A 12,309-nucleotide genomic window follows, 5' to 3' on the forward strand; every position below is an offset into this window, starting at 1 on the left:
CTGTTTCTAATGGTTCTCTTTCAAATTTAGGTACTGGTGCGGTTGCTTTAGCTCGTGGACAAATTATGTCTATTGATGCTATTTATCCCGTTGGTTTGCAAGCTGGTGATATTGTTGCTGTTTCGATTCATCAATTGAATTCTGATACTTCGTTTGGCGTGAAGTGGGGTGCTTTATCGAATTATCCTTATTCTTCCCTTTTACAGCTTGATGTTGCTGCTAAGACAGCGTATTTTAAGTGTCTTTCTTCTTCTTGCGCTTTATCGTCTGTGGCTAAGCTTCAAAATGATGCTAATTATTTCATTACTGCTTTTCGTATTCGGGGTGATAATCTTGCTGATATTAAGGCGTATTTGGATCAGTTTAATAATTGGTTTTCTACGCTTTCTAATCGTCTCATTAATGTGAATGATACGCTTGCTGATATTCGTTCTAAAATTGATGGTATTTTTACTTGGTTTCGTTCAATTAATGATTATCAAGATATACGCACTGGTAAAGTTTTAACTGAATTACATAAGTTAGAAAAGTTGTTGAAAGATCAGGAGCGTGATCGAGAAGAACAGAAGAAAAAAGAACAGCAAGCTAATGCTGATGCAGAAAAAAAGAAAAATGAGTTTTCTAAGAAGAGTGATAATGATACAAAAGCTGAAAATAATGTTAGTAAGCTTTCTTCGCTTTTTACGAATCTTTTTACTACATCTCCTAAACCTCCTAATATTAGTGCATCATATAATGGTGTAAAATTGGATTTTGATTTTGATGCTATTCCTGCTCCTCCTGCATGGCTTATTGCGTTAGAAGCTCTCCCCCTTTTTTATATTTCTTTACGTTGTTTTGCTAAATTGCTTCGTCTAATGCCTGAGCTTGTGCGTGCTTGGCGTGAGCGTTCTATGTCTTTGAGTATGGTTTTTGATTTCTTAGGAGTGTAGGTATGCTTGATTTTGTTCGTGTTGGTATTCGTACTGCTGTTATTACTGCTATTTTTGTGGCACTTGGTGTTCTTCTTGCTGGTTTGTTTAAATTATTTTCTATTATTCCGTTTCCTGATGTTTCGCTTGTTATTGATGCTTTTAGTATTGCTTTTTGGTTTCTTCATCGTTTTGCGCCACCGCTTGTTTGGACAATACTTTTTATTTCTTCTTTAATTGTTTTTAAGTTTACTGTGTATGTGGCGTATTTAGTTAATCTTGCGGCTAGTTGGGTTTTGGAGATATTTCAATGAAAATAGATTTTGAGTCTTTTAGGCATAAGTCACCTAAAGCTTTTACAGGTTTTCCTACAGGAACGCGCGTGTATAAGGGTTTTCAAGGATCTGGTAAAACTCTTAGTATGGTACATTATGCGCTTAAAATTTTAAAAGATTATCCGGATTGCATATGCTATAGTAATATTATTATTAATCATCCACGTGTAAATCTGTTTTTTACGAATGATGAATTAGAAAACATTCTTAATATGACCGTTGGTGATAAAGGGTTATTACTTCTTCTTGATGAAGCGCATCTATTTTTTAATAAGAAACGTGGTATTAGTCTTGATTTTCTTGCTGCGATCTCTCAACAACGTAAAAATCGTTTCCATATTGTTATGTCCTCACAAATATGGGAAGAACTCGACATTAGTTTACGTAAACAGGTAAAAACAATTGTTAATTGCCATAGCTTATTACGTACTATTATCGTTAATGATGTATCAGATGGTGAAACACTTTCTTATGATAAATTACAAGGCGCATATGTAGCTAAAAAATTGTATACGTATGTTTTTCATATGACAAAACGAGAAACTTCACTCTATGACACATACCAGCGTATCGCACGCAATGACGAATACTCACACACTTCTACACGCTCTACGGACTCGTCGTCATCCGCAATTCAAATCAACCTTCCCAAACACGCACTTCTCCGTGCGTAAAAATCAGACCGTCCGAACTGTTCGCACAGTACTGTGCGCAGTTCGAGACGGCAAAATAATACTGCAACCATTGGTTGCAGTATTATCATAATTTTTTTATAATAGCATAATCAATACAATTTCTCTTTAAGGATAATTGAAATGACAGTAAATATCAATATCAAGTCTCACAAGCTTCGCCAAGCTCTTGGTAATTCGGAAAAAGCTTTCAATATGCTCTGGTCTTTACGCTCTACAATGCAGAAAATTGCTTCTAAGCATACGTTGAAAGATTGTGGGCATGTTATTAATCATGCTGCTGCGGTTCAAAAAGTAAGATCAGACGGGTCTGCCACATTCGGTGGTCTTTCGACGTGTTCGAATGTTTGGTGTTGTCCTGTTTGCTCTGCAAAAATTTCACATTATCGTGTTGAACAACTAAAAGTTTTGGTTGACTGGGCTAAGCGCAATAACTACGTAGTGAGCTTATTGACATTGACTCAACGTCATCATAAAGGCGATAATCTTGCTGATTTATGGAAAAATATCAGTGCTGCATATGCTCGCTTGCAATCTATGTCTGGCTTTATGAATTTTCGTAATAATATTGTCGTTGGTTCTGTAAAAGCTACAGAAGTTACTTATGGTGACAATGGTTGGCATGTTCATTTTCATATTCTTTTTATAACTACTCGAACTTTTGAAGGTTATCACTGTAATAAACGTGGTGACACTATTCGCGATTATATTGCAGCTAAGTTTGGTTTATTTCTTCAAAAATTCGGTGGTGACTTTATCGCTGCGTCTGGTGGCATGGATTGGCAAATTTGCAAAGACGGCACAGAACGCATAGTCGCCAAATATGTCAGCAAAGTTCACGGAGATATTGCTAAAGAATTAACTTTAGGTAACTTCAAAAACGCTCGCGTTAAGTCTTCTCGCACTCCGTTTCAGATACTTGCTGATATTCAAGAAGACAACTTTCAAAACAAGCAAGATATAGCTATTTTTCGTGAGTATGAGAAAGCTAGTCATTACAAACGACAAATGCATTTTTCACACGGTCTTTTTGACATGCTACCACTAGAAGATTTAGACGACGAACAAATCTTAGAACAGCGCAGTGATCGTGATACACTTTTCTTCATCTCAAAAGACGATTGGGAAGTCATACGCGAAGACGGTACAGCTCCCCAATTACTCGCTTTTGTTGAGTCTACAGATGACGTAAGAGACATTATCGGATAAATACTCATATATTTTTTAGCACGAAAAACAAATAATATTTCAAAATTATTCAAAATACTCGTTAATGGCATTATTCAAATCAGAAACACTGTCGATAATACGATATGCTCCGTGAGTTTTAAGCTCACCAGGCTCGGCATAACCCCAAGAGCAACCCAAACAATCAATATCGCATGCTAAAGCGCCATCAACATCCGTCCAACGGTCGCCAACCATTAAAGCACGATCCCGTAAAGGATTGAATCCAATATTTTCAAAAACATAGCGAATAACTTGATCTTTATTAATCCTAGACATATCTTTGCTAGCACCATAAATACCATCAATCAAGTTTGTCAATCCAAAATGATCACAAATTGGTTTAACTTGATATTCAGGCTTGCAAGATGCAGTAGCAAGATAATAACCAGACTTTCGTAGCAACTTAAGCTGTTCAGGAATGCCATCATAAACTTTGTTCAAAAAATTCCCAGTAATCATATCGCCATTTGGATTATCAGGATCTATAAAAGTTGCAACTTCGGAATAATATTTCCTATACAATTTAACGCCTTCAGATTGCAATTCTTTAGGCATATGATTCCTCTGAAAAGATTCAAGTATAGACGGTCCAACAAAACGCAACATTTCAGTATCATCAGGTATCTGCATACCAAGATCAGACATCGCTTTTTTAGCGCACGCAATAATACCAGCATGCGATTGTGTTAAAGTACCATCTAAATCAAGAAGAACAACTTTCATGACAGCTTATTTCCCTTAGAAGTGTTTTGTTTGTAAAAATAATTCTCACTCGTAATCAGGAATCCAACCCTCATGATGCATCTTTAAACGCTTATCAAGTAAAGCTTTAAGCTCTTCTTCACTTCTACGCTCTAAAAGCATATCCCAATGCGTACGAGCTGGCTTATTAAAATCATCATCTGGTCTGTCTGCATCGCCTTCCTTATGTGCTAATGCACCACAACGGCATTCCCACTCTTCAGGGATCTCGGCACCTTGAGCAAATGGAAGAATCGTTCTGTGACCCTTAGGGCACACATATGCAACATCGTTACGAGCAGCGAAATCAACATTATCGTCGGATTCCAATGATTTAGCTCCAATGCTCATTCCACGTAAACTGCGCTCTGCCATAATATATTATTCTCCTTTTTGTTTTCATTATAAAGCTAGCGAATTGCACGGACGATACACAAAGGTATACCATGGTATATCAATAACATATCAAACATCACAATAAGCAACTACCCCGCGATTAATAAGTTTAGCTGCTTCATAAGCATTGTGAGCTAAAGAATCATCTACGTTAGGCAATATTTTCAAATATTCGCTAGCAACAGCAAGTTGATTAAGTAAGTCAATAAGTCTTTTTGCAAATCTGACAAAATCACCACCAGTTATGTCAGTATTTTGCAATATGTCGAGTAAATCAGCACCTTGAGCCCAATCATAAATCATATCGATTGCACCAAAATCAAGAGGTCTTAAAGCATCAAGATGATTATTCAAGCACATATCACTTATACGAATAAATAATTCTTTCATCTTTAAAACTGTATTGAATACAGGCGCATTTAATCCTCCAGGATACCTACGCGGCTCTCCCCCAGCAGGACCCCTAGATTCATACACTAATGCAGATAAACAAGACAATAATTGAATAGGAGTTAGATTATTAAAAATTCCTTCACAAATTGATTGAGCAAAAACAACATCAAGCTCGTTGTAAAGTCTACGAAGCAACTGACCCTTGTCTGTTAACACTAAAGCATCGTTCGTATTTTTTAAATAATCTAATCTACAAAGTACTTCACAAATACTATCGAAACATCTTGCAACTGAGCCAGTGCGAGAATTATAGCGATCCTTAACTTGTTTTAGTTCACGCATTTCTCGAGCCCAATAATAACCCCAGTGTAAATGTTCTTGAATATCTGGGCATCCTGCACAAGGATGGTTACGCTCCTCGTTGCGTAAGGTATCGATAGTTTTATCTAATTCTTTAAAAGCTTTAGCACGTTCAACTTCACTAGCAAATATTGTGTGCTTAAGTTTTCTGCGCTGATCATGTTGAGCATCTTTAAGACGCATTCTAAGAGTCATAAACTCAGCAAAATCACCTTGAGTGCAATGAAATGCTTGTTCGTAGCCGTTAATAGCTTCTTTAAGATCCTCAATACGACTTAAAAGCCTTTGAGCAGAAGCATTGGCTTCCCATTGAGCAAAAGAACTGCTTAGAGTTATGCGAGCAGTTTTAACATCACTATTATTTAGGAGATTAACAGCCATGTTGAATGTAGGAACAAAGCTAGAATGAAGAGGATACACACGTTTACTAGACAATGATGCAGCCTTAGAAGGATCAAAATCAGGATTGTCAATTAACACTGCATGACCAATATCATCTATACCACGTCTGCCAGCGCGACCAGTAAGTTGTGTGAACTCACCAGGAGTTAGCGGAACGTGACCTGTACCATCAAATTTAACGAGTTTTTCAACAACAACACTTCTCGCAGGCATATTTAAACCTAAAGCAAGAGTTTCTGTAGCAAAAATAACCTTAATAAGACCGCGCTCAAAAAGCGCTTCTACAATATGGCGAAAAATAGCAATCATACCAGCGTGATGAGCTGCAAAACCTTGTTCAAGAGCATACCTAAAACGCTCAAATCTAAGTGCCTTTAAATCGCTTTTGCTTAGCTTATTTTCCGCAATCATAGAATCAACTATTCTGCGGATTTCATACATTTCTTCATCGCTAGTAAGAGATAATCCAGCGTTTAAACATTGTTGAACAGCCTGATCGCATCCTGAACGAGAAAAAATAAAATATATTCCTGGGAGCATATCAAGGTAATCAAGCTCATCTATAACAGCCCACCTTTTAGGTGTGTGTCTAACAGCAACTTCTCCCCTATTACTTTTAGATGAATTATCATATTTGTTAGAAAACTTGCCTTTTCTAAAACGTTTATTCGTATTACGATAAGATGCTTTACGGCGTAAAGAAGCATTCTCCCATTGAGTGATTTTTCTTGTTAAGGCAAGATTTACATGATTGGTGCTATTACCATTTTTATCAACATCATATAAGTTAAGTAATTCAGGCTCTGTGCGTCCATCCTTTTGGATAATAACATGTCTTTCAAGTGGAACAGGACGATGCTCATCTACAACCAAATGTGTTTCTCCGCGCACAGAAGAAATCCATGCACTAAAATCTTCCACATTAGAAACAGTTGCAGAAAGACCAATAATCTTAACGCTCTTAGGAAGATGAATAATAACTTCTTCCCACACAGCGCCCCTGAACTTATCTGCAAGATAATGAACCTCATCTAAAACAACAAATCCAAGAGATTTAAGAGTAATTGAACGTTCATAAAGCATATTGCGTAAAACTTCTGTAGTCATAACAACAATATCAGCTTCTGGATTAACCGAAGTATCTCCAGTTAAAAGTCCAACTCTATCTATTCCATAAACTTCGCAGAAATCATGATATTTTTGATTACTTAAAGCCTTAATAGGAGTTGTGTAAAATGTTTTAACTCCACGATTTACGCCTAGAAAAACAGCAAAATCAGCAACAACAGTTTTACCTGCTCCAGTAGGAGCTGCCACAAGAACATTATCTCCATTTTCCAGTGCATCAATTGCTTCTGCTTGAAAATCATCTAAATCAAAACTTAAAGATTGTTCAAATTTTGCAGCCATAGTTCGAGAGTGCTCAATAGTTTGCTTAAACAAATTAAACCGTTCAGCTGGAGATAAAGGAATTTCAGAATCATTCTTGTAATCGTTTGAATCAACAAGAATATCATTTTTCTTTTTCTTGCGATATGACGTCTTAGACATAAAAAAGTTTAGTTCTTTCTTCTTAAATCAAAATAATTTTAAGTTCGCAATTCACTAAGATTCTTTTGACTCTTTAAAAATAGGATTATCAATATCTTCTTGACGCAACGACTTTGTATTCCAATTTTGCCAAATGGACTTATGGGTTTCTCTTATACGATTATGACGCTCATTAACCTTAATTCGAGTATGCTCGTATCTACGCGCTGCATCCTTTATAGGACGAGTGAATAGCAGGCTTGTATCATTATCTAAAGAATCATTATTGTCTTGAAGTCTTTCAAAGCAAGAAGAAACTTTTTCAAGAAAACTTGAAGAATTTTCAAAAATCCTAAAAGCATTTCTAATAGCGAAAACAGTCCCGCATGCAATCATACAAAGCATGAAAAGCGTAATAATAATCCAAATCCACCACGGCATTTTAATTCTCCACAATAGGAGAATCGCTATGATCAACACTCAATTCACGTTGAGCACGAGCAATAATCATAGTCCGCAAAGTTTCTGGAGAAACGGCTTTGATATGACGGGCATGAGCAATACAGAAAGCAACAAACCAAGAATCTGAGCAAACAGTCAAATGAACTTTAACCCCACTCCCACAAGGCTCAACCGTAGCACCTGAAAGACTCTTTAAGAAGTTTAAATCAGGTTCATCAGTGATAAAGCATGTTTGCGTACCATTGTCAAAACTCCACTTACGAAGTTCGCTAATAGGAACATCTGGAATTTCTACAGGGCAAACAGGCGTAATTACCTCTGCATGCTCAATGCGAGCAACGCGAAGAACTTGCCAAATTCTAGGCAAACCATTTGCCTTATTGATAGAAGTATCCTTCGCAACTAGACTACGTTTATCTTCTGGAGCCTGATTTTCAACATCAGTCCAAACTGCAACGTAATAAACGCCTTCATCAACAAAAATCTTAGAAGGTGCAACAACTTTCCTACGAGTTCTGCCTGCTCCGTCTGTATACTCCATGTCAATTAGAGCACCAGCATTAATAGCGCTACGAACTATAGAACAGTTTCTAGGCTCTACTTCATAACCAGTAAGGCTCAGCCAAGGAGTTTCACCTGGACGCACATGCCTACGCAAACGCATATACAAAGCCTTAGCCTGGTCTCTCTGTTCAACAGGAAGAAGCGGAGAATGAGCAAGATAATTAACTGATGCGGTCAACATGCTCATATACTGTTGAGAAACACCAGCCAAACGCTCAAGCCCTAATGAATTTGTTGCAGAAACAATTCCTTCAGCTTCTAGCAAAGACCAATCAATATCGAAGAACTGACTACCAGCCATCTCTCCATCATCAGATACAGTCGTAAGAGTATTGATATCTTTGTGCAAAATAGCAACAAATCTACGAAGTTCGTCTTCACTCTTTGGCTTTCCTATAAATCTAACAGCAAGCTCATCCAATGGGAACTCTTCACCAAGATGTGCAGAAAGGAAGAGCATTAATCGAAGTCTGCGATCAACCTCACTGCCAGTTTGGAAAGATGCTTTCTTTTGGCGTGATTTGTCTGGCTCAGAGTCAGACAAATCCTGATTATCGTCAGAGCTATTTTGCGATAAATCGTCTTGCTCAACATAATCTTCATCGCAAGACACAAATTCCGTTGCAGCATTAAGTCTACGATGGAATGCATCTACTGCTTCTTGTGGACTTACAACACAAGAACCTGGATGTTCAAGCACAAACATCGCTAAATCATCTGAATCAGTATAAGCAACATTCAAATGCTCGCCATCAACATCAACTGTTGCGGCGAATCTACGTGAATCAATAACCTTAACTAATGCATCTGGAATTGTCTGAGTGCCTAAACCTGGAGCGATAGAATCAAGACCTAGTCCAGGTATAGGAGTTTGAGGAACTCTTGGAGCTGTGCGAGACGCAGAAGAATGCTGTTGCTCAACTTTACGAGATTCAGAAGAAGAAATGGACATAGACCTAGCCAAATAATTGGCAGCAGCCAAAACAGGAAGTTCTTCTTGCTCGAAACGTATACGAACTCTTGGCTCATCGCCAAGCTGCAATCTATAAGATGCAAAATCTTGCCCTTCGGATTTGGAAGAATATTCTGGCTGTCGTGACTCAATTGCAATTCCCATAGCCGCAAGTTTTGCACGATCCCTTTGGAACTGCTTGGCAAAAGCTGCCTTAGCAGCCTGATCAGCAAGCTCTCCATATGAATCAGCATAAGCTTTAACTCGTTGTGCAATCTGACGCGAAGTCAGCCATTGTGGAAATGCGGAAGACAACACCGCTAGCACATCTAGCTCATGTTTGCCCCACTTATCGGAAAAACGACGTCTTCCGTTACTTCCTTCTGCCATTGGTCCTCACGTATCGTTTCTTTTGTAGTTTCCTTCCATGCATAGAGAATCTGCGATTAATGTAAGACGCTAAATCCTCCACACACACTTTATCTATTTTAATGGTGTTTTGCTATACGTGTGGACATTTTTAAAAAAACTCATGATTTTTCTTATTTTATTATTTTCAAGGGTAAGAGAACCCTTGAAAACAAGCCATTTCACGCGCGACACGCCATAAATATTTTTTAATTCTCAAATTTCACACGCTATTTACACCCATTCATCTGGTTCAATACCCTGAGGCCCAACAAATTCCCCATTTGGAACGTAGCTTGGCTCTCCAGTATCTTCTAAAACAGCATCGGAGAACATAGAAACCTGATTACCAAATGTCCAATCACCACGAATAGTAACTGACTTTGCAGCAGCTAAAGCAGGAACCGAATAAGGGAATCTTTCGTTGAAATCATTGATATTTCGATAATAACGAGGATCGAGATCAATATCTGGGAATATGTAGTTGCCATCCTCCATCTCATAAGAATCAGTAAGATGGAATCTGTCTGAACGCATTATAAACAAATCATTAGTTGTCTTGACAGGCAAGAATCTCATTCTATCTACTTCTACACAAATAGCATCATTAAAAAGCGAAATTGCAGCACCCATCGCAGTTTCCAGCTGAATAACTTTCTCGCTTTTTTCATTTGTAGGATCAATAGTTTTTCTATTGCAAATCACAGGAAGAGGAAGAACTCCATTGTATTCTTCCAACTTTTTTTGTAATGCGTCAACGCGAACCCAAATATTATTTGTATTAAAATAGGGATGTTTCTTAATACTTTGAGCACTTCTTCGATCTTCTGGATGAACTTGAGTCATTTCTCGAAGCATCATTCTTCCAGTTTCGAGATCTCTAACAATATGACCACCTTTACGATCGGCTTGAGTACGCTTAGCAACCTCAATCATTATTGAAGCACCCGTGTTTTCAAAGTGCTGAGCAAGAGTACGAGAAGGTCTAGCGCCTAAATTATCTGAATTTGAAATAAATAAATATTCAATACCATTTTTCTTCAAAACGTTTAACAATCCTGATTCCCAAATTGTAGAGAAAATATCTCCATGACCTGGAGGACACCACTCTAACTCAGGATCTTCTGGATAAGAAACTGGCTCACAGGTTTCCTCTAGCAATTTCGGTTCTTGATGCTGAATAATTTCAACAGGAATGTTTTCTTGAGAAAATTTACGATTACGCTTCAGCACTTGTAATGTATCTTTAGATGTGCGGAAAGAGTTCATAAAAATAAGAGGTAAATCAACACCTAAGCGTTGGCGTGCTGTAAGAACCTGACCGATTATTATATCTATAAATCGCATTTGTCGAGCTTTGTGCCTACGGACAGGCAACAAAGATTTTGCGCACGACAATCCCATAGACGTTCCCAAACCACCATTAAGCTTAATAAACGCTGTTTTTGCAAAAGCGTTTACAGCTTTATCATGATCAATAGTCTCATAAATTTCGTGAAAATTTGGAACACTCTTAATAGGCTCTACAGTGTTTTCGCGAATAAATTCACCAGACTTATCATTAATCCACGAGTCATAAAGATGCGCAAATTGATTAATCGCAATCTCACTCATACCTTGTTCGCGCATCTTTGCAGCGGACAATTCAAAAGTGTCGCCCATTTAAGACAGCCTCCTTGTATGCATTATGTTTAATAGTTTATCTATTCAATCTATATGTTGCAAACAAGGTGAATGGATTTTATTACTAAAAATCAAAAAAATAGCACAACAGGCGGAATCAAACCCATTGCGCTATTATTCATAATTAATCTAAAAATTAGAATTAATCATGCTTTTTATTATTTTTATCTTGGTTAGTATTTTGACTATCATCTAAATTCTCGTCACCAGTTTCTAGATGATGCTCATCGTAGCCTTGCAAGTAACGAGTACGACGCCAATGGTGAATAGAAGCGTTTGTACCGCGGTGATGCACGTGGTACTTTCTAGGAGTTCCACCGTACGGAAGCTCTTTAACTTCCTTAGCAACAGCAATCTGATTCACGTTAGAAGGATCCATAATTGCGATTGGCGCAACAGGTTCTGGTTCAGTCGGAGCTGCCGTTCTGCTACTAAGCTTTGATGGGAGCCATTCAGCAAACCAAGAAAGCGCCCAGCAAATCAAGAAGTACACAACTGCAGCAACAGTCAAAGTTTGCAAAATATTAAAGTACATTGATCCAAGTCGTCTAGATTCTTGTAGCAAATCAGTGTACATAATTATGGAACCTAATGCAGTATCTTTTAACACAACAACAAGCTGAGTTACTGCTGCTGGGAGCATTGCGATGATAGCTTGTGGCATTTCGATTTGTGTTAAAGACTGATATTGAGATAGTCCAAGAGCTAAAGACGCTTCACGCTGACCGTTAGGAAGATTTCCAACGCCAGATCGAACTAGCTCTGCGACCACGGAACCGTTGTACAAAATCAAAGACAACACAACGGCCCAGTAAGACGCGCCACTTATTCCAGCAAACGCAAATCCTCTCCAAAGGAAGATCATAAGCAAAAGCACTGGCACAGCGCGGCAAAACTCAACTACAACGGCAGAAATGCTGCGAAGAAACAGGTTAGGCAATAGTCTTAAAAGACCAAATAAAAGTCCAAAAACTATCGATCCCACAACGGCAAGAAGTGAAGCTTTAAGAGTCATCCACAATCCTGGAAGATAAAAATCAGTCCACGCTTCCGATTCCACAGCTGGATTCCACAAATCCCACGAAAGCTGATTTTCGCCTTCGGGAGGATTGCTAAGTCTTAAAAGCAAAGCAATAACAATAAGTGCAAACACAACGCACGCAACAATATTTGCAATGCGAATCTTTTTTAAAGCCTTAGGCCCAGGCGCATCAAATAACAGAGATTTTTCTTGTTTTTTTGCCATTTTC

At 38.0% G+C, this 12,309-nt stretch carries 11 protein-coding genes; 4 read left to right on the forward strand and 7 right to left on the reverse strand.

Annotation, left to right across the window (positions count from 1 at the left end):
- Window positions 1-65: 65 nt before the first annotated feature.
- From HXT46_RS03375 to HXT46_RS03390, 4 genes are all read left to right on the forward strand, one after another.
- Window positions 66-932 (forward strand): hypothetical protein, encoded by an 867-nt coding sequence (locus HXT46_RS03375; RefSeq protein WP_248898749.1) that lies wholly within the window; start codon window positions 66-68, stop codon window positions 930-932.
- Between the two features lie 2 nt (window positions 933-934).
- On the forward strand, window positions 935-1,225 hold the full coding sequence (locus HXT46_RS03380; RefSeq protein ID WP_018639283.1) for a hypothetical protein: 291 nt from the start codon (window positions 935-937) through the stop codon (window positions 1,223-1,225).
- Window positions 1,222-1,920, forward strand: coding sequence for a zonular occludens toxin domain-containing protein (locus HXT46_RS03385; RefSeq protein WP_018639282.1), 699 nt, complete (start codon window positions 1,222-1,224; stop codon window positions 1,918-1,920). The genes HXT46_RS03380 and HXT46_RS03385 overlap by 4 nt, the downstream gene beginning before the upstream one ends.
- 141 nt (window positions 1,921-2,061) lie before the next feature.
- Window positions 2,062-3,147 carry a protein rep gene (locus HXT46_RS03390; RefSeq protein WP_421785613.1) on the forward strand — a complete coding sequence of 362 codons (1,086 nt, stop codon included), beginning with the start codon at window positions 2,062-2,064 and terminating at the stop codon, window positions 3,145-3,147.
- Window positions 3,148-3,192: 45 nt separating this feature from the next.
- Here the strand turns inward: HXT46_RS03390 and HXT46_RS03395 are convergent, their stop codons facing one another.
- The 7 genes from HXT46_RS03395 to HXT46_RS03425 all read right to left on the reverse strand — a co-directional run bounded on the left by HXT46_RS03395 (window position 3,193) and on the right by HXT46_RS03425 (window position 12,305).
- A complete protein-coding gene (locus HXT46_RS03395; RefSeq protein WP_004117864.1) occupies window positions 3,193-3,891 on the reverse strand; it encodes an HAD hydrolase-like protein in 699 nt (232 codons plus the stop codon).
- A 45-nt stretch (window positions 3,892-3,936) separates the two neighbouring features.
- Window positions 3,937-4,284, reverse strand: a complete 348-nt coding sequence (locus HXT46_RS03400) for an RNA polymerase-binding protein RbpA (RefSeq protein WP_004111625.1) — start codon at window positions 4,282-4,284, stop codon at window positions 3,937-3,939.
- A 90-nt stretch (window positions 4,285-4,374) separates the two neighbouring features.
- Window positions 4,375-7,011: a DEAD/DEAH box helicase gene (locus HXT46_RS03405; protein WP_421785615.1), complete on the reverse strand. Its 2,637-nt coding sequence runs from the start codon at window positions 7,009-7,011 to the stop codon at window positions 4,375-4,377.
- Between the two features lie 54 nt (window positions 7,012-7,065).
- Complete coding sequence (locus HXT46_RS03410) at window positions 7,066-7,431, reverse strand: hypothetical protein (protein WP_101887994.1); 366 nt, start codon at window positions 7,429-7,431, stop codon at window positions 7,066-7,068.
- A 1-nt stretch (window position 7,432) separates the two neighbouring features.
- Window positions 7,433-9,358, reverse strand: a complete 1,926-nt coding sequence (locus tag HXT46_RS03415; protein ID WP_004115086.1) for a helix-turn-helix transcriptional regulator — start codon at window positions 9,356-9,358, stop codon at window positions 7,433-7,435.
- A 252-nt stretch (window positions 9,359-9,610) separates the two neighbouring features.
- Window positions 9,611-11,038, reverse strand: a complete 1,428-nt coding sequence (locus tag HXT46_RS03420) for a UTP--glucose-1-phosphate uridylyltransferase (RefSeq protein ID WP_004115085.1) — start codon at window positions 11,036-11,038, stop codon at window positions 9,611-9,613.
- A 163-nt stretch (window positions 11,039-11,201) separates the two neighbouring features.
- Window positions 11,202-12,305 (reverse strand): amino acid ABC transporter permease, encoded by a 1,104-nt coding sequence (locus tag HXT46_RS03425; RefSeq protein WP_004115083.1) that lies wholly within the window; start codon window positions 12,303-12,305, stop codon window positions 11,202-11,204.
- Window positions 12,306-12,309: the final 4 nt, after the last annotated feature.

It is taken from the genome of Gardnerella sp. DNF01204 (genome assembly GCF_049244145.1).
GTDB classification, from domain to species: domain Bacteria; phylum Actinomycetota; class Actinomycetes; order Actinomycetales; family Bifidobacteriaceae; genus Bifidobacterium; species Bifidobacterium vaginale.

What these genes read in the sequence shown, in the direction of transcription:
- HXT46_RS03425 (WP_004115083.1), bottom strand. Translation starts at nt 12,305, where the DNA reads ATGGCAAAAAAACAAGAAAAATCTCTGTTATTTGATGCGCCTGGGCCT.
- HXT46_RS03400 (WP_004111625.1), bottom strand. Translation starts at nt 4,284, where the DNA reads ATGGCAGAGCGCAGTTTACGTGGAATGAGCATTGGAGCTAAATCATTG.
- HXT46_RS03385 (WP_018639282.1), top strand. Translation starts at nt 1,222, where the DNA reads ATGAAAATAGATTTTGAGTCTTTTAGGCATAAGTCACCTAAAGCTTTT.
- HXT46_RS03390 (WP_421785613.1), top strand. Translation starts at nt 2,062, where the DNA reads ATGACAGTAAATATCAATATCAAGTCTCACAAGCTTCGCCAAGCTCTT.
- HXT46_RS03415 (WP_004115086.1), bottom strand. Translation starts at nt 9,358, where the DNA reads ATGGCAGAAGGAAGTAACGGAAGACGTCGTTTTTCCGATAAGTGGGGC.
- HXT46_RS03410 (WP_101887994.1), bottom strand. Translation starts at nt 7,431, where the DNA reads ATGCCGTGGTGGATTTGGATTATTATTACGCTTTTCATGCTTTGTATG.
- HXT46_RS03395 (WP_004117864.1), bottom strand. Translation starts at nt 3,891, where the DNA reads ATGAAAGTTGTTCTTCTTGATTTAGATGGTACTTTAACACAATCGCAT.
- HXT46_RS03375 (WP_248898749.1), top strand. Translation starts at nt 66, where the DNA reads ATGTCTATTGATGCTATTTATCCCGTTGGTTTGCAAGCTGGTGATATT.
- HXT46_RS03405 (WP_421785615.1), bottom strand. Translation starts at nt 7,011, where the DNA reads ATGTCTAAGACGTCATATCGCAAGAAAAAGAAAAATGATATTCTTGTT.
- HXT46_RS03420 (WP_004115085.1), bottom strand. Translation starts at nt 11,038, where the DNA reads ATGGGCGACACTTTTGAATTGTCCGCTGCAAAGATGCGCGAACAAGGT.
- HXT46_RS03380 (WP_018639283.1), top strand. Translation starts at nt 935, where the DNA reads ATGCTTGATTTTGTTCGTGTTGGTATTCGTACTGCTGTTATTACTGCT.